17 protein-coding genes are annotated in these 21087 nt (G+C 70.7%); 8 read left to right on the plus strand and 9 right to left on the minus strand.

Translation table 11 applies throughout. The features are described 5' to 3' along the window. Nucleotides 1-186: 186 nt before the first annotated feature. Nucleotides 187-1119, minus strand: a complete 933-nt coding sequence (locus tag CSC64_RS12080) for an LpxL/LpxP family Kdo(2)-lipid IV(A) lauroyl/palmitoleoyl acyltransferase (protein WP_162435581.1) — start codon at nucleotides 1117-1119, stop codon at nucleotides 187-189. Between the two features lie 110 nt (nucleotides 1120-1229). Here CSC64_RS12080 and waaA point away from each other — a divergent pair, with 110 nt between their 5' ends. Continuing rightward, nucleotides 1230-2573 (plus strand): lipid IV(A) 3-deoxy-D-manno-octulosonic acid transferase, encoded by a 1344-nt coding sequence (waaA, locus tag CSC64_RS12085; RefSeq protein ID WP_162435582.1) that lies wholly within the window; start codon nucleotides 1230-1232, stop codon nucleotides 2571-2573. A gap of 279 nt (nucleotides 2574-2852) precedes the next feature. Here waaA and CSC64_RS12090 read toward each other — a convergent pair whose 3' ends face one another. The 3 genes from CSC64_RS12090 to CSC64_RS12100 all read right to left on the minus strand — a co-directional run bounded on the left by CSC64_RS12090 (nucleotide 2853) and on the right by CSC64_RS12100 (nucleotide 5772). Continuing rightward, the gene (locus tag CSC64_RS12090) at nucleotides 2853-4232 is read right to left on the minus strand and encodes a TolC family outer membrane protein (protein WP_162435583.1); all 1380 of its coding nucleotides are present in this window, start codon (nucleotides 4230-4232) and stop codon (nucleotides 2853-2855) included. Nucleotides 4233-4317: 85 nt separating this feature from the next. Next, nucleotides 4318-4980, minus strand: coding sequence for a protein-L-isoaspartate O-methyltransferase family protein (locus CSC64_RS12095; protein WP_162435584.1), 663 nt, complete (start codon nucleotides 4978-4980; stop codon nucleotides 4318-4320). 138 nt (nucleotides 4981-5118) lie between these two features. After that, complete coding sequence (locus CSC64_RS12100; protein ID WP_162435585.1) at nucleotides 5119-5772, minus strand: TetR/AcrR family transcriptional regulator; 654 nt, start codon at nucleotides 5770-5772, stop codon at nucleotides 5119-5121. A gap of 79 nt (nucleotides 5773-5851) precedes the next feature. On the opposite strand from CSC64_RS12100, the gene CSC64_RS12105 reads away from it, so the two are divergent. Together CSC64_RS12105 and CSC64_RS12110 are read left to right on the plus strand one after the other, a co-directional pair. Further along, the gene (locus CSC64_RS12105) at nucleotides 5852-6970 is read left to right on the plus strand and encodes an efflux RND transporter periplasmic adaptor subunit (protein WP_238390031.1); all 1119 of its coding nucleotides are present in this window, start codon (nucleotides 5852-5854) and stop codon (nucleotides 6968-6970) included. Nucleotides 6971-6973: 3 nt separating this feature from the next. Beyond that, nucleotides 6974-10138: an efflux RND transporter permease subunit gene (locus CSC64_RS12110; RefSeq protein ID WP_162435586.1), complete on the plus strand. Its 3165-nt coding sequence runs from the start codon at nucleotides 6974-6976 to the stop codon at nucleotides 10136-10138. Between the two features lie 35 nt (nucleotides 10139-10173). On the opposite strand, the gene CSC64_RS12115 is transcribed toward CSC64_RS12110, so the two are convergent. Then, complete coding sequence (locus CSC64_RS12115; RefSeq protein WP_162435587.1) at nucleotides 10174-11046, minus strand: LysR family transcriptional regulator; 873 nt, start codon at nucleotides 11044-11046, stop codon at nucleotides 10174-10176. A 151-nt stretch (nucleotides 11047-11197) separates the two neighbouring features. Between CSC64_RS12115 and leuC the strand changes: the two genes are divergently transcribed. From leuC to CSC64_RS12140, 5 genes are all read left to right on the plus strand, one after another. Further along, nucleotides 11198-12640 (plus strand): 3-isopropylmalate dehydratase large subunit, encoded by a 1443-nt coding sequence (gene leuC, locus CSC64_RS12120; RefSeq protein ID WP_162435588.1) that lies wholly within the window; start codon nucleotides 11198-11200, stop codon nucleotides 12638-12640. 9 nt (nucleotides 12641-12649) lie between these two features. Then, a complete protein-coding gene (leuD, locus tag CSC64_RS12125) occupies nucleotides 12650-13297 on the plus strand; it encodes a 3-isopropylmalate dehydratase small subunit (protein ID WP_162435589.1) in 648 nt (215 codons plus the stop codon). A 174-nt stretch (nucleotides 13298-13471) separates the two neighbouring features. Then, complete coding sequence (locus CSC64_RS12130; protein WP_162435590.1) at nucleotides 13472-14296, plus strand: RDD family protein; 825 nt, start codon at nucleotides 13472-13474, stop codon at nucleotides 14294-14296. Further along, nucleotides 14293-15924: a GYF domain-containing protein gene (locus tag CSC64_RS12135; protein WP_162435591.1), complete on the plus strand. Its 1632-nt coding sequence runs from the start codon at nucleotides 14293-14295 to the stop codon at nucleotides 15922-15924. Before CSC64_RS12130 ends, CSC64_RS12135 begins: the two co-directional genes overlap by 4 nt. Continuing rightward, nucleotides 15921-16475, plus strand: coding sequence for a hypothetical protein (locus CSC64_RS12140; RefSeq protein ID WP_162435592.1), 555 nt, complete (start codon nucleotides 15921-15923; stop codon nucleotides 16473-16475). The genes CSC64_RS12135 and CSC64_RS12140 overlap by 4 nt, the downstream gene beginning before the upstream one ends. A 292-nt stretch (nucleotides 16476-16767) precedes the next feature. Here the strand turns inward: CSC64_RS12140 and gdhA are convergent, their stop codons facing one another. From gdhA to CSC64_RS12160, 4 genes are all read right to left on the minus strand, one after another. Continuing rightward, nucleotides 16768-18108 carry an NADP-specific glutamate dehydrogenase gene (gene gdhA / locus CSC64_RS12145; RefSeq protein ID WP_162435593.1) on the minus strand — a complete coding sequence of 447 codons (1341 nt, stop codon included), beginning with the start codon at nucleotides 18106-18108 and terminating at the stop codon, nucleotides 16768-16770. Between the two features lie 11 nt (nucleotides 18109-18119). Further along, entirely contained in the window at nucleotides 18120-19178 is a 1059-nt protein-coding gene (leuB, locus tag CSC64_RS12150; RefSeq protein WP_162435597.1) for a 3-isopropylmalate dehydrogenase, read from the minus strand. A gap of 43 nt (nucleotides 19179-19221) precedes the next feature. Further along, nucleotides 19222-19398: a hypothetical protein gene (locus tag CSC64_RS12155; RefSeq protein ID WP_162435594.1), complete on the minus strand. Its 177-nt coding sequence runs from the start codon at nucleotides 19396-19398 to the stop codon at nucleotides 19222-19224. A 132-nt stretch (nucleotides 19399-19530) separates the two neighbouring features. Further along, nucleotides 19531-21060, minus strand: coding sequence for a 2-isopropylmalate synthase (locus CSC64_RS12160; protein ID WP_238390032.1), 1530 nt, complete (start codon nucleotides 21058-21060; stop codon nucleotides 19531-19533). Nucleotides 21061-21087: the final 27 nt, after the last annotated feature.

The raw sequence follows: 21087 nt of genomic DNA on the forward strand, positions 1-21087 counted from the left end.
ACCCCGCCTCTACGAAGCGCAAGACCACGCCAGGAAGGTGTGTCGCGATACCCCCTGCCGCTCATGTCCTCCGGCGCCGGCCTGCGGCCGGCACCTCCTCCTTTACTTCCCGTCAGGGGGCATCGCGACACACCTTCCTGGCGTGGTCTTGCGCTTCGTAGAGGCGGGGGTTGCCCGGCGGGCCCGTTATTGCGACGGCGCCCGGTCGTAATAATTGCTGCGCCCCTGCGGCTGGCGCTTGAAGCGGCGGTGGATCCACAGGTACTGCGTCGGCGCCTCGCGCACCATCGCCTCGATCGCCGCGTTGACCCGGCCGGTGTCGGCGACCACATCCTCGCCGGGGAAACCGGCCAGCGGCGGTGCCACCCGCAGCACGTAGCGGCCGCCTTCGCGGCGGTGGAAGAACGGCACCACCGCGCAACCGGTCAGGCGCGCGAGCTGGTGGGTCGCGGTAATCGTCGAGGCCGGCATGCCGAAGAACGGTGCGAACACAGTGTCCTTGCCGCGCATGTCCTGGTCGGGCGCGTACCAGAGGAAGCCGCCGCGCTTGAGGTGGCGTACCGCGCCGCGCAGGTCGCTGTTGCCGAACATCGCGCAGGCGTAGCGCAGGCGGCCGCGCTTGACCGCCCATTCCATCACCGGGTCGCGGTGGCGGCGGTACATGCCGGCCAGTGGCACGTGGTCGCACAGCAGCCGCCCGCACATCTCCAGGGTCATGAAGTGGCCCGACACCATCAGCACCCCGCGGCCCTGCTCCTGCAGCGCGCGCAGGTGCTCCAGGCCTTCGATGCGCAGGTGCCGCCGCATCGGGCCGACTCCACCCCACCAGGCGCGGGCGAACTCGAACAGGCCGATGCCCAGCGCGTCGAAGCTGTCGCGCAACAGGCGCCGGCGCCAGGCCGGCGGTTCGTCGGGGAAGCACAGGTCGATATTGACCTCGGCCGCGCGCCGGCGCGTGCCGGCCAGGTGCAGGGCCAGCCAGCCGACGCCGCGGCCGATCGCACGCTGCCACAGCCAGGGCAGGCGCGCGGCCAGCACCATCGCAGCCAGCCCCAGCCACATCGGCCAGTGGCGCGGGGTGAACGGCGGGCGCGGCGGTACCTGGTCGGGCGCGGTCATGGCCGCGATTCTACGGGTTGCTTCCAGGGGCTGCCCCGACGGGTCGCGGCGGCGACGGTTCCTGGCCGCCGTGTACGGATCGTCCCGCCGCGCTCGGCTATGCTGCGCGCATGCCGAAACCAGCCATCCGGAAGGAACCGGGCGAGGGCGCGCTGCGCGCGCTGTACTCCTTCGTGCTGTACCTGCTCTCGCCGTTCACCGTCTACCACCTGATCTCGCGCGGCTTCCGCGTGCACGAGTACTTCCACCGCTGGGACGAGCGCTACGCCACCTACGGCGCGCAGCCCGGCCGGCCGTGCGTGTGGCTGCACGCGGTGTCGGTGGGCGAGGTCAACGCCGCCGCGCCGCTGGTCAACGCGTTGCTGAAGCTGCGGCCCGACATCCGCTGGGTCATCACCACCATCACCCCCACCGGTTCGGACCGGGTGCGTGCGCTGTGGGGCGAGCGGGTCGAGCACGTCTACCTGCCCTATGACCTGCCGGGCAGCACCGCGCGCTTCCTGCAGCACTTCCGCCCCAGCCTGGCGCTGATCATGGAGACCGAGCTGTGGCCGAACATGCTGTTCGGCTGCCGCGACCAGGGCATCCCGGTGTACATCCTCAACGGCCGCCTGTCGGCGCGCTCGCTGCGCGGCTACCGGCTGCTGCGTCCGCTGATCGGGCGCGCGCTGCGGACGGTGAAGTGCGTGGCCGCGCAGTCGGCTGCCGACGCGCGCCGCTTCCAGAAGCTGGGCGCGCGCGCCGACCAGGTCCGCGTGCTGGGCAACCTGAAGTACGACGTGGCCGTGCCGCAGGGCCTGGACGGGTTCCGTGCGCAGTTCCAGCATGCGCTGGGCACGCCGCGCACGGCATGGGTGGCGGCCAGCACCCACGAAGGCGAGGAAGCCGACGTCATCGCCCTGCACCGGCGCCTGCGCGCGCGCTGGCCCGGCCTGCTGCTGCTGTGGGCGCCGCGGCACCCGGAGCGGTTCGCGCGGGTGCAGGCGCTGGCGGCCGACGCCGGCTGGAAGACCGGTTCGCGCCGCCGCGACACCTGGCCGCGCCCGGACGACGACGTGTTCGTGGTCGACACCCTGGGCGAGCTGATGGCGTTCTACGGTTGCGCCGAGGTGGCCTTCGTCGGCGGCAGCCTGCAGCCGGTCGGCGGGCACAACCTGCTCGAGCCGGCGGCGGTGGGCACACCGGTGGTGACCGGGCCGCACCTGCACAACTTCGCCGAGATCTCCCGGCTCATGGACGAAGCCGGCGCGCTGCGCATCGGCGCCGATGCGCGCGGAGTGGGCGATGCGATCGAGGCCCTGCTCGCCGACCCGGCCCTGCGCCGGACCATGACCGAGGCTGGCGGCGTGCTGGTCGAGCAGGGCCGCGGAGCCCTGCAGCACACCCTCGAGCTGGTCGCCCGCGACCTGCCGGCGTCGATGGACGAGTCCACCGCGCCGGCGCGCCGCCTGTAGGAGCCCACTTCAGGGGGCGACCCGACGAGGCCGGATCGCAGCCGCGTTCAACGCGACCGCTCCGGAGACTCCGCGTTGAACGCCGCAGCCTTCCAACGGCACCGGGTCGCCCCCTGAAGTGGGCTCCTACAGGGGGCGATACATGGGTCCAGGTCCGCGCGCGGGTGCGACACTGCGGTGCAGCCCTGCATGCACGGCGCTTCTTTTCCGGACGGGGGAAGGGCCACGAAAAAGGGCCGCCTTCGGGGCGGCCCTTGTCGCTGTTGCGGTCGCGCGGGGTTACCGGGCCGGCGTCGGCGGGTTGCCCAGCTGCGCTTCGGCGTCGACCGTGAGCAGCGCATTGACCGTGCGCAGCTGGTCGATGCCGAGCTCGCCGGTGGCCTGGGTCAGCAGCAGGCGGTTGAGCAGGAAGTTGTAGCGCGCCGTCGCGTACTCGACCTGCGCCTGGAACAGCGTGCGCTGGTTCTGGACCACGTCCAGCACGGTGCGGGTGCCCACTTCCAGGCCGACCTGGGAGGCGTCGAACGCGCTCTGCGCCGAGACCACTGCCAGGCGGCGGGCCTCGACCTCGCTGACGCCGGCGACCAGGGACTGGTAGAGGTTGCGGGTGTTGCGGTCCAGCGCGCGGCGCTGCGCTTCGTACTGGTCCTGGGCGACGTCGCGCTGGGACAGGGCCTGGCGCACGCGCGACTGGGTCGCACCGCCGGAGAAGATCGGCACGCTCAGGGTCAGGCCGATGGTGGTGCCGGTGCTGTCGCCGGTGGAGCCGCCACCGCCACCCACGCCGTCGCCCCAGGCCGCGTCCTTGCCCCAGCCGCCGCCCAGCGACAGGGTCGGGTAGTGGCCGCCGCGCGCGGTCTGCACGCTGGCCTCGGCCGCGTCGACCTGCAGCCGGGTCGCGTTCAGCGCCGGGTTGCTGTCGACCGCGCGGGCGACCCAGCCCTCGGCATCGTCGTGGGCCGGCAGTTCGGGGCGGTAGTCGGCCGGCAGCGCGCGCAGGTTGCGCACCGGCTGGCCGGTCAGTTCGGCCAGCGCCTGGTAGCGGTCTTCCAGGGCGTTGCGCACCAGGATGGTGTTGGCGCGGGCGTCGTCGTACTGGGCGCGGGCCTCGTGCACGTCGGTGATCGGGGCCAGGCCCACTTCCAGGCGCTTGTCGGCGTAGTCGAACCCGCGCTTGCCGGCGGCTTCGTTGGCTTCCGCGGCGGCCAGCGACTCGATCGCCACCAGCACGTCGAAATAGGCTGCCGCGGTGCGCACCATCAGGTCGTCGTTGGCCGCGTCCAGGTTGAAGTCGGCGGCCTGGCTCAGCGCGTTCTGCGCCCGCAGGCTGGAGAACTGGCTCCAGTTGAACAGAGTCTGGCTGGCATTGACGCCATAGCTGCGGCTGGTGCCGGTGAACGTGCCGCTGACGCCGTCGTACTCGGTGCGCGACTTGCGCAGGGTGGCATCGCCGGACAGCTGCGGCAGCAGCGCCGCGCGCGCCTGGACCGCGCCTTCCTTGTCGAACAGCGTGTTCGATTCGGCGATCGCCAGTTGCGGGTCGCCGTTGCGGGCCATCTCGTAGGTCTGCAGCAGGTCTGCGGCCTGCGCGGCCCCGCTGGCGAAAGACCCGGAGGCGAGGGCGGCGGCCAGGGCCAGGGCGAGGGAACGGCGGATCATCAGCGGCTTCCTTTCTTGGTGTACGGCCAGCGCTCGCGCGGGCCGCGGGGGGAATGTCGGTGCTGGCCGCGCCCTCGGGCGGCGGTCAGAACAGGAACTGGGGGACCGGCTCGGCACCGCGCAGGTAGCCCAGCCCGGTCTCGAACAACGATTCGGTAGTGGCGGCGTTGACCGCCTCGCCACGGACCATGCGCACGGCCTCCATCGCCGGCGCCGTGCCGCGGACCACGAACAGGCGGCCGCCCGGGCGCAGCCACTGCAGGAAACGCTCCGGCACCTCGGCCACCGCGGCGGTCACGCAGACCGCGTCGAACAGGCGCTCGCCGGTGTACTCCAGCGCGTCGGCCACCTCGATGCGGACGTTGCTGCCCAGGCCGGTCGCGTCCAGGCGCGCGCGCGCGGCGGCGGCCAGTTCCGGGACCAGTTCCAGGCTGACCACTTCGCGCGCCAGCGTACCCAGGCAGGCGGCCGTGTAGCCGCTGCCGGTGCCCACTTCCAGCACGCTGTCGCCCGGCTCCAGCTGCAGCGCCTGCAGCATGCGGCCTTCGACCACCGGCTTCATCATGCTGGTGCCGTAGCCCAGCGGCAGCTCCAGGTCGGCATAGGCCAGCGCGCGGTGCGCCTCGGGCACGAACGCCTCGCGCGGCAGGCGCGCGACCACGTCGAGCACGGCCATGTCCAGCACGTCCCAGGGGCGGACCTGCTGTTCGACCATCATTTCGCGGGCACGGGCGTAGTCGATCGTCATGGAATTCATCCAGCGCGGGGAGCCGGGCATTCTACCGGGCCGGACCGCCGCTTGCCGGCAAGGATCGCCGTGGCCGGCGAGGCCGACGCAGTGCCGGAAGTCACCGCGACCTCCGGTGCGGCGGGCGCCGGCCCCGGCTCAGGCGCCATACGCCCGCAGGAAGAAGTCGGCGGTGGCATCGATGTGCCGGGCGACCTCGGCCGGGCCGGGCTCCCGGCACAGGCCGCAGGCCATCATCGGGTGCAGCTCGCCCTTGAGCAGGCAGAAGAACTGCGAGGACGCCAGGGCGAGGTCGTCGATCTCCAGCTGGCCCTGCGCCACCCGGGCCTGCAGGAACCGGGCGAACACTTCCTGCACCCGGCGCGGGCCGGCGTCCCAGAACAGCTCGCGCAGCGCGTTCTCGGCGGCGCCGGGGACGTTCATCATGCGGTGCATGGCAATCGCCTCCTCGCTGGTGATCAGCGCGAAGAAGGCGTGGCCGATGGCGCGCAGCTGCTCGCGCAGCGGGCCCTCGGGCGGGCGCACGAGCAGTTCGTCCGGCAGCACTTCCTGGCACTTGGCCGTGATCGCGGCGGCGAACAGGGTCTCCTTGTCGCCGAAGTGGCTGTACACGGTCAGCTTGGAGACGCCCGCCGTGGCGGCGATCTCGTCCATGCTCACGCCCTGGTAGCCCTGTTCCAGGAACAGGCGCTGGGCGGCCTCCAGGATCGACGCGCGCTTGCCCAGGTCCTTGGGCCGGCCGGGACCGGCGGCCTTGGGGGCAGGGGTTTTGACGGCGGCGCTCTTGGACATGTCGCAATACTGGACCAGACGGTTTTCTATTTATACCATACCCGCCGGTTCAATTATTGAACGCAGGATGGCGGCGACGATGAAGAAGGGACTCCGCGCGGGCAGTTGCATGGCGATGGTGCTGTCCGCGGCGCTGGCCGCGGGCTGTGGCGGCAAGGACGCGCCGGTGGCGCCGCCGCGCCAGGTCTGGGTGGTGCAGGCACAGGCCGGTGCCGGCGAGGCTGCGCTGGCCTTCCCCGGCGAGGTGCATGCGCGCGAGGAGAGCCCGCTGTCGTTCCGGGTCGGCGGCAAGCTGGTGCGGCGCGCGGTGGATGCTGGCGCGCGGGTGGAACAGGGCCAGCTGCTGGCCGAGCTCGATCCGGCCGACCAGGCGCTGCAGGCGCAGGCCGCGCAGGCGCAGCTGGCCGCCGCCGAGGCCGAACTGGCGCGCAGCAAGGGCGATCTCGACCGCTATGCCAGGCTGGTCGAGCAGCAGCTGGTCAGCCGCTCGACCTACGAGGCGCAGAAGGCCGCGTACGAAGCCGCCGCCGGCCAGGCGCGCGCCGCGCGCGCGCAGCGCGACGTGACCCGCAACCAGGCCGGCTACACCGCGCTGCGCGCACCGCGCGCCGGCGTGGTCGCCTCGCGCCAGGCCGAGGCCGGGCAGGTGGTGGCCGCCGGCCAGACCATCTTCGTGCTCGCCGCCGACGGCGGCCGCGAGGTCGCCATCGACCTGCCCGAGGCCCGCATCCGCCAGTTCAGGGTCGGCGATGCGGCGCGGATCGAACTGTGGAACGCGCCGGGCCGGCCACTGCCGGGCACGATCCGCGAGATCGCCCCGGCCGCCGACGCGCAGACCCGCAGCTTCGCCGCGCGGGTGGCGCTGGACGAATCGGCGTGGGACGAGGTCGAACTGGGCCAGAGCGCGCGCGTGTACCTGGCACAGGACGCTGCGGGTGATGCCGGGCTGCGGGTGCCGCTGGCGGCGCTGCAGCGCGGCGAGGACGATGCGGCCTCGGTCTGGGTGGTGCGCGCGGGCAAGGCCGTGCGCGTGCCGGTGGTGGCGGGCGGGTTCGGCAGCGAGAGCGTGCCGGTGCGCGGCGAAGGCCTGGCGCCCGGCGACTGGGTGGTGGCTGCAGGCGGGCACCTGCTGCGCGAAGGCGAAGCGGTCGCGCCGGTGGACCGCGACAACGTCCCCGTGAACCCGGGCAGGCCCTGACCCATGCGCCGCTTCAATGTTTCGGCCTGGGCCCTGCACAACCGCGGCCTGGTCCTCTACTTCATGGTCGCGCTGGCGGTCATAGGTACCTGGTCGTACCTGCGCCTGGGCCAGAGCGAGGATCCGCCTTTCACCTTCCGGGCGATGGTGGTGCGCACGGTATGGCCCGGCGCCACCGCCGAGGAAGTCTCCCGGCAGGTCACCGAGCGCATCGAGAAGGCGGTGATGAACACCGGCAGGTACGAGTTCGTGCGCAGCTATTCGCGCCCGGGCGAGTCGCAGGTGATCTTCATGGCGCGCGACTCGATGCATTCGCGCGACGTGCCCGACCTCTGGTACCAGGTGCGCAAGAAGGTCGGCGACATCCAGGCCACCCTGCCGGCCGGGGTGGTGGGCCCGTTCTTCAACGACGAGTTCGGCGACACCTTCGGCAACATCTATGCGCTGACCGGGCCGGGCTTCGACTACGCGATCCTCAAGGACTACGCCGACCGCATCCAGCTGGACCTGCAGCGGGTGCCGGACGTGGGCAAGGTCGAGCTGCTCGGCCTGCAGGACGAGAAGGTCTGGATCGAGATCGACAACACCCGGCTGGCCACCCTGGGCATCCCGCTGCAGGCGGTGCAGCAGGCACTGGAAGGGCAGAACGCGGTGGTCCCGGCCGGCTTCTTCGAGACCCCCGGCGAGCGGGTGCAGCTGCGCGTGGACGGGCCGTTCCGCAGCGTCGCGGAGATCCGCGCGTTCCCGATCCGCGCCGGCGGCCGCACCATCCGCCTGGACGACGTGGCCCGCGTGCACCGCGGCTTCTCCGACCCGGCCGCGCCGCGGATGCGGTTCATGGGCGAGGACGCGATCGGCATTGCCGTGGCGATGAAGGACGGCGGCCACATCCTGCGCCTGGGCGACGAGCTGGAGGCGCGGTTCGCGCGGCTGCAGCAGACCCTGCCGGCGGGCATGGAACTGCGCAAGGTCTCCGATCAGCCCGAGGCGGTGCGCGAATCGGTGGGCGAGTTCGTGCGCGTGCTGGCCGAGGCGGTGACCATCGTGCTGCTGGTCAGCTTCTTCTCGCTGGGCTTCCGCACCGGCCTGGTGGTGGCGGTGTCGATCCCGCTGGTGCTGGCGATGACCTTCGCGGTGATGCACTACTTCGGCATCGGCCTGCACAAGATCTCGCTGGGCGCGCTGGTGCTGGCGCTGGGACTGCTGGTGGACGACGCGATCATCGCGGTGGAGATGATGGCGATCAAGATGGAGCAGGGCTTCGACCGCCTGCGCGCGGCCAGCTTCGCCTGGGAATCGACCGCGTTCCCGATGCTGACCGGCACGCTGATCACCGCGGCCGGCTTCCTGCCGATCGCCACTGCGGCGTCGAGCACCGGCGAGTACACGCGCTCGCTGTTCCAGGTGGTGACCATCGCGCTGCTGGTGTCGTGGGTGGCGGCGGTGCTCTTCATCCCCTGGCTGGGCGACCGCATGCTGCCCGACCTTGCCCATCCGCAGCCGCCGAAGCCGGGCAGCCTGGCGTTCCGGCGGCGCGCGTGGCGCGAGCGCCTGGCCGACCGCTGGCCGCAGTACGCGGCGGTGCTGGCGCCGGCGCCGCTGGACGCGCACCACCACGATCCGTACCAGCGCCCGTTCTACGTGCGCTTCCGCCGCCTGCTCGACGCCTGCCTGCGCCGGCGCTGGCTGGTGATCGGGATCACGATCGGCCTGTTCGTGCTGTCGCTGGCGCTGTTCCGCTTCGTGCCGCAGCAGTTCTTCCCGGATTCGACCCGGCCGGAACTCATGGTCGACCTGGAACTGGCCGAGGGCGCCTCGCTGCGCGCCACCGAGGCCCAGGCGCGCAAGCTGGAAACGCTGCTGCAGGGGCGCAAGGACATTCGCAACCACGTCGCCTACGTCGGCACCGGCTCCCCGCGCTTCTACCTGCCGCTGGACCAGCAGCTGCCGGCGACCAACTTCGCCCAGTTCGTGGTGCTGGCGCAGGACATCCATGCCCGCGAGGAACTGCGCAACTGGCTGCTGCACGAAGTGGTGCCGCAGTTCCCGGAACTGCAGATGCGCGTGACCCGGCTGGAGAACGGCCCGCCCGTGGGCTACCCGGTGCAGTTCCGCGTCTCCGGCGAGCACATCGGCCAGGTGCGCGCGATCGCGCACGAAGTGGCCGCGCAGGTGCGCGCCAACCCGCACACCACCAACGTCAACCTGGACTGGGACGAGCCGAGCAAGGTCGTGCGCCTGGAAGTGGACCAGGACCGCGCACGTGCGCTGGGCATCAGCAGCGCGCAGCTGGCGCAGTTCCTCAGTGCGCAGCTGTCCGGCTACAGCGCCAGCACCTACCGCGAAGGTAACGAACTGGTCGGGATCATGCTGCGCGGCGGCGACGGCGACCGTGGCCAGCTCGAACTGCTGGGCAGCCTGGCGGTGCCGACCGGCGATGGCGGCAGCGTGCCGCTGTCGCAGGTGGCGCGGCTGCGACAGGTGTTCGAGGACGGGATCATCTGGCACCGCGACCGCCTGCCGACGATCACCGTTCGCGCCGACCTCAGCGGCGACCTGCTGCCGGCCGCGGTCACCGCGCAGATCGACCCGACCCTGGACGGGATCCGCGCGCGGCTGCCGCAGGGCTACCTGCTGAAGATCGGCGGTTCGGTGGAGGACGCGGCGCGCGGGCAGAATTCGATCGCGGCGGGGATGCCGCTGTTCCTGATCGTGGTGACCACGCTGCTGATGCTGCAGCTGCGCAGCTTCTCGCGCACGCTGATGGTGCTGGTCACCGCGCCGCTGGGCCTGATCGGGGCGACCTGGTTCCTGCTGGTCTTCCGCATGCCGTTCGGCTTCGTGGCGATGCTCGGCACGATCGCGCTCGCGGGCATGGTGATGCGCAACTCGGTGATCCTGGTGGACCAGATCGAGCAGGACATCGCCGCCGGCCACGACCGCTGGCACGCGATCGTCGACGCGACGGTGCGCCGCTTCCGCCCGATCGTGCTGACGGCGCTGACCGCGGTGCTGGCGATGGTGCCGCTGTCGCGCAGTGCGTTCTACGGCTCGATGGCGGTGGCGATCATGGGGGGCCTGATCGTGGCCACCGCACTGACGCTGCTGTTCCTGCCGGCGCTGTACGCCGCCTGGTTCCGGGTCAGGCCCGAAGAGGCCGGCACGTAGAGCGGGGCTTGCCCCGCTGCGGGGCAAGCCCCGCTCTACGGCGTGGCGTCGGACTGGAGCAGGGCGATGAAGGCGTGGGCGGCGCGGGAAAGCGTGCGGCCGCCGTGGGTCACGTAGCCCAGCCGGCGCGAGAGCTGCACGCCCGCCACCGGAAGCACCACCACCTGCGCATCGACCATGGTCTGCGGCAGCGCACTCCAGGCCAGGCCGACCGAGACCATCATCTTGATCGTCTCCAGGTAGTTGGTGGTCATGCGCAGCTGCAGCGACAGCCCGCGGCGCGCGAAGGTTTCCGCGACGATGCGGTGGGTGAACGTGCCTGGGTCCGGCAGCACCGCCGGGTGCGCGGCGATGTCGGCCAGGCTCGGCTTCGGCAGGCGCGCCAGCGGATGGTCCGGGGCGACCACGAGGCGCAGCGGATCGTTCCAGACCGGCGTGGCCTGCAACGGCGGTTCGGTCGGGCCGAGGGTGGTCACCGCCAGTTCCACGTCGCCGTGCAGCACCTGCGCGTAGGCCTGCTCGGAATCCATGAAGCGGATGTCCAGCGCCGCGCGCGGATGCTGCGCGGTGAAGCGCCGCAGCAGCGCCGGCAGGCGGTGCAGGCCGATGTGGTGGCTGGTGGCCAGGCTCAGCCGGCCGCCGATGTCGTGGCCCAGGTCCTGCAGCGCGCGGCGCGCGGCTTCGGCCTCGGCCAGCATCTGCCGCGCGCGCGGCAGCAGCAGGCGGCCGGCTTCGGTCAGGACCCCCTGGCGGCCGAGGCGGTCGAACAGACGCGCCTGCAGCGATTCCTCCAGCAGCGCGATGCGCTTGCTCACCGCCGGCTGGGTCAGGTGCAGGTGTTCGGCGGCCGCGGAGAAGCCGCCGTGATCGGCGATGGCGACGAAGGCGTTGAGGCCGGACCAGTCCACCCGCAGGCTCCAACTGATTCCAATCGGGAATCAAGTGGATGAAAAATATGCATTTGAGTTATCGAGGGCAAGGGGGCAGGATGATCCTCCAGCCGGCGGATCCGGGCTGCCGCAGCCCGCCCGCCACCGCCAGACGATCCGAGGCAGCGCAATGGCCGGCAAGACCCTGTACGACAAGCTGTGGGAGATGCACGAGGTGACCCGTCGCGACGACGGTTCCTCGCTGGTCTACATCGACCGCCACATCCTCCACGAAGTGACCTCGCCGCAGGCGTTCGAGGGGCTGCGCCTGGCCGGTCGCCGGCCGTGGCGGGTCGACGCCAACATCGCCACGCCCGACCACAACGTACCGACCACGAAGGCCGAGCGCGCCGGCGGGCTGCAGGCGATCGTCGATGAGGTCTCGCGGCTGCAGGTGCAGACCCTGGACGAGAACTGCGACGACTTCGGCATCCTCGAGTTCAGGATGGACGACGTGCGCCAGGGCATCGTCCACGTGGTCGGCCCCGAGCAGGGCGCCACCCTGCCGGGCATGACCGTGGTCTGCGGCGATTCGCACACCTCCACGCACGGCGCGTTCGGCGCGCTGGCGCATGGCATCGGTACTTCGGAGGTCGAGCACGTGCTGGCCACCCAGTGCCTGGTCGCCAAGAAGATGAAGAACATGCAGGTGCGGGTGGAGGGCGAGCTCGGTCCGGGCGTCACCGCCAAGGACATCGTGCTGGCGATCATCGGCCGGATCGGCACCGCCGGTGGCAACGGCCACGCACTGGAGTTCGCCGGCAGCGCGATCCGCGACCTGTCGATGGAAGGCCGCATGACCATCTGCAACATGGCGATCGAGGCCGGCGCGCGGGTGGGCATGGTCGCGGTGGACCAGAAGACCATCGACTACGTGAAGGGCCGCCCGTTCGCGCCGAAGGGCGCGGACCGGGACGCGGCGGTGGCGCTGTGGCGCACGCTGGTCTCCGACCCGGACGCGCACTTCGACACCGTGGTCGAACTGCGCGCCGAAGACATCAGGCCGCAGGTCAGCTGGGGTACCTCGCCGGAAATGGTGCTGGCGGTGGACCAGAACGTGCCCGATCCGGAGCGCGAGGCCGATCCGGTGAAGAAGGATTCGATCCAGCGCGCGCTGAAGTACATGGGCCTGCAGCCCAACCAGCCGATCACTTCGATCCGGCTGGACCGCGTGTTCATCGGCTCCTGCACCAACTCGCGGATCGAGGACCTGCGCGCGGCGGCGGAAGTGGCGCGCGGCCGCAAGGTCGCCGCGTCGGTGAAGCAGGCGCTGGTGGTGCCGGGCTCGGGCCTGGTCAAGGCGCAGGCCGAGGCCGAGGGTCTGGACAAGGTGTTCCTGGAGGCGGGCTTCGAATGGCGCGAACCGGGCTGTTCGATGTGTCTGGCGATGAATCCCGACAAGCTCGGCAACGGCGAGCACTGCGCCTCCACGTCCAACCGCAACTTCGAGGGTCGCCAGGGCACCGGCGGGCGCACCCACCTGGTCAGCCCGGCGATGGCCGCCGCCGCCGCGGTGGCCGGGCACTTCGTCGACGTGCGCGAACTGGCCGCGCGGCAACCGGCCCTGGCCTGAGGAAACGACATGCGAGCCTTCACCACCCACACCGGCCTGGTCGCCCCGCTGGACCGCGCCAACGTCGACACCGACCAGATCATCCCCAAGCAGTTCCTGAAGTCGATCAGGCGCTCGGGCTTCGGCCCGAACCTGTTCGACGAGTGGCGCTACCTGGACGAGGGCCAGCCGGGGCAGGACAGCACGAACCGCCCGCTCAACCCGGACTTCGTGCTGAACTTCCCGCGCTACCACGGCGCCAGCGTGCTGCTGGCGCGCGAGAACTTCGGCTGCGGCTCCTCGCGCGAGCACGCGCCGTGGGCGCTGGACGAGTACGGCTTCCGCGCGATCATCGCGCCGAGCTTCGCCGACATCTTCTTCAACAACAGTTTCAAGAACGGCCTGCTGCCGATCGTGTTGAGGGACGAGGAAGTCGATGCGCTGTTCGCGCAGTGCGAGGCGAGCGAAGGCTACGTGCTGACCGTGGACCTGGATGCGCAGACCGTGACCCGCCCCGACGGTGTGCAGTACCGCTTCGAAGTCGACGCGTTCCGCAAGCATTGCCTGCTCAACGGCCTGGACGACATCGGCCTGACCCTGCAGGAGCGCGACGCGATCGCCGTGTTCGAGGCGAGGCATCGCGTCGCACAGCCCTGGTTGTTCGCCGGAGTGCGTTGACGCCGCTGCGCGGCCTCCACCCTGTCGACCTGCGGGCGGTCCGCGTGCGGGGAATCTGTGATGGCCGTCGCGGACCATCGGGCGCGCCGATTCGCGCCTGGGCGCTATGATGCCCGTGCGCCGCCGGCCCCAGTGACTTGGGGAAGTCGGGCCGTGGCGCAGCGGGGGGGAGGAATGCAGGACTGGTACGTGCGGCGGGGCGACGATGTCGTCGACGGTCCCTATGGCTTCGAGCATCTGAAGGAATTGCAGAGGGAGGGCCGGCTGGGCCCGGAGGGGCTGGTCCGCGCCGGTACGCGGGGCGACTGGCTCCCGCTTTCCAGCGTGCTCTCCAGTGCAGTGCCGGCCGATCGCCGGGGCACGGACTGGGCATCGTTGCGTTTCCGCGAGGCACCGGCGGTTCCAAGCATGCCGCGCCTGCCGGTCGAGGATGACGGCTGGCAGCAGATCGATCCGGCGCCCTGGCGCCGCTTTTTCGGCCGTACGTTCGACATCGCGCTATTCGCACTCAGCGGCGGCGCGATCCTGGCCAGTCTGACCGCAGCGTATTTCCCCGGGGCGTACGAAACGGTGTTCGCCGAGCGCAAGGGCGCCATCCTCGGCGGCCTGGTGTCCACGGCCGTGTTCTACGCCTGGATCGTCCTCGGCAGCGCCTTGCTGCTGGGCCTGACCGGCACCACGCCAGGAAAGTGGCTTTTCGGTACCCGAATTACCCATCGCGACGGACGCCCGATCGGCGTATGGGCGGCACTGCGCCGCGAGCTGTCGGTGCTGGTCACCGGGCAGGGGCTGGGGCTGCCGGTCGTGGCGCTGGTGGCCAACGTGTTCGCCTATATCACCCTCAAGGCCGAGGGCGTGTCGAGCTGGGACGCCATGGAGCGCTGGGTCGTGACCCATCGGTCCTGGGGCCCCGTGCAGGTGGCGCTGGCGGCGGCGGCGGTGGTCGCGCCGGTGCTGTTGGTCATGGTGCTTGGCCGTCTGCTTGAAGCTGCCGCATGAGTGCCATCTGGTTGCGCAACGACGGGTCGACCGAGGGGCCATTGGCGACGGATGAGGTCCGGCGGCGCTTCGAGGACGGAGAACTGGCCGCCACCACCATGTCCTGGCTCCCAGGCGAGCACGGCTGGCAGTCGCTGGGCCGCCGTTGGGGCGCGTCGCCGCGAGGACGGATATGGCATTGGCTCGCATGGCTGGCACTGCTGGGCGGGGCGGTCGTGCTGGTGGGCTGGAACCTGATCTGGGCGGCACGCACGCCGCTCGCCGAGCAGTCCGGCTCCGGCCTCGTCTCCAGCGGCGCATGGCTGGCCGCATTGCTGGCGACGATGGCGGCAGGTTATGCGCTGGCGGTATCGCTGTCCCGTCGCAGGTTCGTGCCGGCGGCAGTCTACGCGCTGGCGACGGCCGTGCTGGCGATCGCGCTGGCCTTGCCGCAGCAGTGTCTGCACGCCAAGGCACTGGCTGTCGTGCAGGCTTCGCCGAATGCCGACGTGCAGGTGACCGGCGAAGGCAGCCGGATCGACATCTCCGGCGAGATAGGCCCGCGCCTGCTGGCGGACCTGGAGAGGGTCCACACGGATCATCCCGGCGTGCGCCTGGTGGTGATCGACAGCCCGGGTGGGCTGATCGAGCAGGCCGAGCGGGCCGGACGCTGGATTGGCGAGAAGAAGCTGCCGGTCCGCATCGAGTCCGAATGCAGCAGCGCATGCGTCCTGTTCTGGGCGGCGTCGGCCCGGCGGCAGATGTCGCCATCGGCGCGCATCGGCTTGCACCGGACTTCGAGCCAAGTGGACCTGCCGGACAGCGCGTTGCGCAAGTCGTTGGACCAGGCCGACCAGAAATACCGCCGCCTGCTGCGCGAAGCCGGCTTCGGGCCGGAGTTGCTGGAGATCCAGGCACGCACCAGCGCCGAGGAAATGCATTGGCTGTCGGCAGCGGAACTGATCGACCACAAGGTCGAGCTGGCCGTTGTCGATGCCTCCGGCGAGCCGGTGCCTGACGCTCGGCTGCGCTGGGAAAGCATGATCGTGCGGCGCGACGGCGGAGATTCCAAGGCGGCGCTGATGTCGGCCATCGCCCGGCGCCTGCCGCATATCGTGGACGAGTATGCGTCGAAGCTGTACTGGGCCATCGACAACGGCAACGGATTCGCGTTCAGGCACCACGAGGATGCGATGGTCACCCAGGTCACCCGGGAAGCGTTGCTGCGCGCGCCCGACCATGCCGTACTCGATTGGTGGGAGCCGGAACGGACCCTGTACGCCGACGCACTGCAGGCCCAGGATGCACGCCGCTGTACGGCACTGACCAGCGGCGGTCGTGACGTCGAGCCGTCCCTCGCCACCGAGATCCAGTCGCACTACCTGCAACGGCTGGCGGAACTGGTGGACGCCTTGCCGGAATCGGCGGTGCCGATGGCGGCCACGCCCGAGCAGCTGTTCCACGACGGCCAGGCTTACTCGCAGCTCATGCGCCGGGCCTACATCGACGTCGCCGGCAGCCTCGGCAACAGCCCCGATGCGTGGAGCGGGCTGCAGCGCTGCGCCTTTATGGTCTCGCGTAACGGGCAGTTGCAGAAGCTCTCCGTCGCCCGGCGCGCGGCCATGGTCCGCTATGCGGTGCTGCAATGACTTGGCTCGGTCGCGAGGGCCGCGCGGGCAGGGGCGTCGGCCAGCTTGTCCGGTTCATGTGGCGGATTTCCCAAGCCCGGCCCGATGCTGGAAAAAGAGCCGTCGTCTGCCTTTCTCTCCTGATGGCTGGCGGCTGTTCGGATGAGATCCGGCGATACGACGTCGCTGGCGACGTGTCCGTGCGGCTGCTTGCCGACGATGGCTGCGGATACTGCAGGACCGTCCCGTACTCGGCCGATGGGGTAAGGGAGAGCTGGATCAGGATCGGCAAGATCGTCGCCGCCAATGGCGAGATTGCGCACGTCGAACGGTCCGGGCGCGATTCCGTCGACATCACGTTCGCGTACTCGTTCGATTCAGAGAAGAGGCGGAGGATGACGGCCGACAACGTGGGCGGCCTGATCGTGGTCGTGGCCGGAGACAGGGCCGTCAGCATCTCGAGGATCGTGGAGCCGTTCTCCGCCAGTTCCACGATGCATGGCATCTCTGCCGCGGAAGCCGACTACCTGATCGACAGCATCCGCGCCGGGAAGCGCATCGGTTCGCGCTAGCCGGACCGGTGATCAGCCGTCTCGCCAGGCCGGGATCAGGACAGGTCCCGGTACGGGGCCCTGCCAGGTTCAAGAGCGGCCTGCTGCCGACCGAAGAGCCTGGCCAGCGAAGCGTTCAACGCGGCTTGTCCGGAGGCGCTGCGTCGGACATCGTGCCTTCCGGCGTAGCCGGCTCGCCCCTGAAGGGAGCCCCTGCAGGGGGATTGCCGTGGAGGGGCGTTGTCCGGTGTGCAGCGTGCCGGGTTCGAGGACCTGCTTTTGCCCCCTGCGTTCCACGTCCGCTTCGGGACAGTCAGTAAACGCCCTGCGCCAGCATCGCGTCCGCGACCTTGACGAAGCCGGCGATGTTGGCGCCGTCCACGTAGTTGACGCTGCCGTCGCGGCGCTTGCCGTGGCGCACGCAGTTGGCGTGGATGTCCTTCATGATCGCGTGCAGGCGTTCGTCGATCTCGGCGTGGTGCCAGGACAGGCGCAATGAATTCTGCGACATCTCCAGGCCCGAGGTGGCCACGCCGCCTGCGTTGGAGGCCTTGCCCGGCGCGTACAGCGTGCCCGACTCGAGGAACACGTCCACCGCCTCCAGCGTGGACGGCATGTTCGCGCCCTCGGCCACGCAGATCACGCCGTTGTCCACCAGGGTGCGCGCGTCGGCACCGTCCAGTTCGTTCTGGGTGGCGCAGGGCAGGGCGATCTCGGCCGGGATGTGCCACGGGCGCTTGCCGGGCAGGTAGTCGAAGCGCGGGTCCTCGCCCAGCTCGGCCAGGCGGCCGCGGCGCTCGTTCTTCAGCTGCGCCACCTGCGCGATCGCCTCGGCATCGAAGCCGTCGCGCGCGTACAGCGTGCCGTCCGAATCGCTGAAGGTGAGCACCCGGCCACCGAGGTCGTTGGCCTTGAACGCGGCGTACTGGGCCACATTGCCCGAGCCGGACACCAGCACGCGCGCGCCGTGCGTCGGCCGCCCGGCGTGGTGCAGCATCTGTTCGACGAAGTACACGGTGCCGAAGCCGGTGGCCTCCGGGCGCATCAGGCTGCCGCCGTAGGCGATGCCCTTGCCGGTGAAGACGCAGCCGGCGTCGTTGGACAGCTTCTTCATCATGCCGGCCATGTAGCCGACCTCGCGCGCGCCGACGCCGATGTCGCCGGCCGGCACGTCGGTGTCCGGGCCCAGGTGGCGGTACAGCTCCAGCATCAGCGCCTGGCAGAAGCGCATCACCTCGCCTTCGCTCCTGCCCTTGGGGTCGAAGTCCGAGCCGCCCTTGCCGCCGCCCATCGGCAGGGTGGTCAGCGCGTTCTTGAAGGTCTGCTCGAAGGCCAGGAACTTGAGGATCGACAGGTTCACCGACGGGTGGAAGCGCATGCCGCCCTTGAACGGGCCGATCGCCGAACTGTGCTGGATGCGGAAGGCGCGGTTGACCTGCACGGCGCCGCGGTCGTCCATCCAGCTCACCCGGAACTGGAGCACGCGCTCCGGCTCGACCAGGCGCTCGAGCAGGCCGAGGCGGGCGTAGCCGGGGTGCCGTTCCAGGAACGGCCACAGGCTCGCGGTGACTTCCTTGACCGCCTGCAGGAACTCGGGCTGGTGCGGATCGCGTTGCTGGATGCGTTCGAGGAAGGCGTCCCTGGAACCGGTCATGATCTCTATCTCTACGGAAGGCGGTCGATCACGGCCTGGGCGGCCTGGGTGGTCGATACCGCCTGACCCGGCGCGGCCAGGTCGGCGGTGAACACCTTCGCATCGAGCGCGGCCGACACCGCCGCTTCGATCGACGCCGCTTCGGCCTCCAACCCCAGCGAATGCCGCAGCAGCAGCGCGCCGCTGAGGATGGTCGCGTAGGGGTTGGCGATGCCCTTGCCGGCGATGTCCGGCGCAGAACCGTGGATCGGCTCATAGATGCCGACCTTGCCATCGCCCAGCGAGGCCGAGGCCAGCAGGCCGAGCGAACCGGCCAGCATCGAGGCCTCGTCGGTGAGGATGTCGCCGAACATGTTCTCGGTGACGATCACGTCGTAGGCGCGCGGCTTGGACAGCAGGTGCATGGCCATCGAGTCCACCAGCTGGTGCTCGACGGTCACCTCGGGGAACTCCTCGCGCATGATCCGGTTGGTGACGTCGCGCCACAGTCGCGAGGTTTCCAGCACGTTGGCCTTGTCCACCGACGTGAGGTGGCCGCGGCGCTGCCGCGCCAGCCGCGCTGCGCTGCGCACCACCCGCTCGATTTCGGCCACGGTGTAGCGGCACAGGTCGGTGGCGTCGGTTTCGCTGCGGGTCTTGTCGCCGAAGTAGATGCCGCCGGTCAGTTCGCGCACGACCAGGATGTCCACGCCCTCGAGCAGGTGCGACTTGATCGGCGAAGCGCCGAGCGCGGCCGGATGCGGTTTGGTCGGGCGCAGGTTGGCGAACAGGCCCAGGCCCTTTCGGATCGCCAGCAGGCCCTGCTCCGGGCGCACCTTCGCATTCGGGTCCGACCACTTCGGCCCGCCGACGGCGCCGAGCAGCACTGCGTCGGCCTTGCGCGCCGCTTCCAGCGTCGATTCCGGCAGCGGCACGCCGTGGCGGTCGATGGCAACGCCGCCGATGTCGTGCTGGTGGAAGGCGAACGTGTGGCCGTGGCGGCGGGCCACGGCCTCGAGCACCGGCAGGGTGGCGGCGACGATCTCGGTACCGATGCCGTCGCCGGGCAGGACGACGATGTCAGCGTGGATGGGCATGGGGTTCCTGCGGGTGGGAGAGGGGACGCGGCGGCGTTCAGCGCGCCGTTTCGGGTACGGCTTCGGTTGCCGCCGCTTCGGTGGCACGCACCGGTTCCTGCGCGTCGGCGCGGTTGTGCGGATGCGGCGTATCGGCGAGCCGGCGCGCCAGCGCGCGGTGCACGGCGGCGTCGAAGGTCAGGGTGGCGGCGGGATTGCTTTCTGCGAACGGCATTGCATGTTTCCTGTGCGGCGATGGGCGCAGGCGACGGGCCTGCGCGGTGTGGTGGAGTGTGGGCCGGGGCCCTGCGACCGGCCATTGGACCACTGGCCATGCACAGCCGGTGGGATGCGGATCACGGATCGCTCAGGCGGTGGCCAGCTGCTCGCCGGCCGGTGCGCCGCGGCGCTGCTGGCGCAGCAGGCGGTTGGCCACGTCCAGCCAGGCCAGCGCGCTGGCCTCGATGATGTCGCGGCTGGTGCCGGTGCCTTCGTATTCCTCCTCGCCCTGGCGCACGCTGAGGTTGGCCTCGCCGCGCGCATCGGCGCCCAGGCCGACGCTGTGCACCCGGTAGCTCTCCAGGCTCAGCTGCACGCCGGTGGCCGCCGACAGCGCGGCGAACAATGCGTCGACCGGGCCGTCGCCCTCGGCGCTTTCCAGCACGCGGCTGCCGTCCGGGTCGGACAGTTCGACCGTGGCCAGCGCGCGCTGGCCGCGGTCGCTGATCGTCATCGACGCCAGGCGGTAGCCCTCGGCGTCGCCGGTGTCCTGCATCAACGCCTGCAGGTCGGCGTCGGTGACCACGCGCTGCTGTTCGCACAGCGCCTTGAAGTCGTTGAACACCAGTTCCAGCTCGCCTTCCTCCAGGTAGTAGCCCAGCGCGCGCAGGCGCTGCTCCACCGCGGCGCGGCCACTGTGCCGGCCCAGCACCATCTGCGTGTCCGGCCAGCCCACGTCCTGCGGGCGCATGATTTCGTAGGTGCCGCGGTGGCGCAGCATGCCATGCTGGTGGATGCCCGACTCGTGGGCGAAGGCGTTGGCGCCGACCACCGCCTTGTTGCGCTGCACGTGCATGCCGACCAGCCGTTGCAGCAACTGCGAGGTGGGGACCAGGCGGCGGGTGTCGATGCCGGTGTCGGCGTTGAAGAACGCGCCACGCACCTTCATCGCCATCACGATCTCCTCCAGCGCGCAGTTGCCGGCGCGCTCGCCGATGCCGTTGATGGTGCATTCGACCTGGCGCGCGCCGCCCTCGATCGCGGCCAGGGTATTGGCCACCGCCAGCCCCAGGTCGTTGTGGCAGTGCGCGCTGAAGACGACGTTGCCGGCGCCCGGCACCTGCGCGATCAGGCGCTGGAACAGGCCGCGGATCTCCTCCGGGGTGGTGAAGCCCACCGTGTCGGGGATGTTGATCGTGGTGGCGCCGGCCGCTATAGCCGCGGCGACCACTTCATGCAGGAAGTCCTCCTCGGTGCGGGTGCCATCCTCGGTGGAGAACTCGATGTCGTCGATGAACCGCTTCGCGTGGGTGATGCTGTCCACCGCCATGTCCAGCACCTGCTGCCGGCTCATGCGCAGCTTGTGCTCGCGGTGCAGCGGGCTGGTGGAGACGAACACGTGCAGGCGCGGCCGCGCGGCCGCTTCCAGCGCGCGCAACGAGGTATCGACGTCGGCGCGCAGGCAGCGCGAGAGCACCGCCAGCACCGGCTCGCGCAGTTCGCGGCCGATCAGGGCCATGGCCTCGCGGTCGGACTGCGAACTGGCCGGGAAGCCGGTCTCGATGATGTCGGTGCCGAGTTCGGCCAGGGCGCGGGCCATGACCAGCTTCTGCGGCGGGGTCATGCTGCAGCCGGGCGACTGCTCGCCATCGCGCAGGGTGGTATCGAACACCCGGATTCGGGCCGGGGAGACCTGGGTGGGGGC

It is taken from the genome of Pseudoxanthomonas koreensis (genome assembly GCF_010093225.1).
In the GTDB taxonomy this organism is placed as follows: domain Bacteria; phylum Pseudomonadota; class Gammaproteobacteria; order Xanthomonadales; family Xanthomonadaceae; genus Pseudoxanthomonas; species Pseudoxanthomonas koreensis.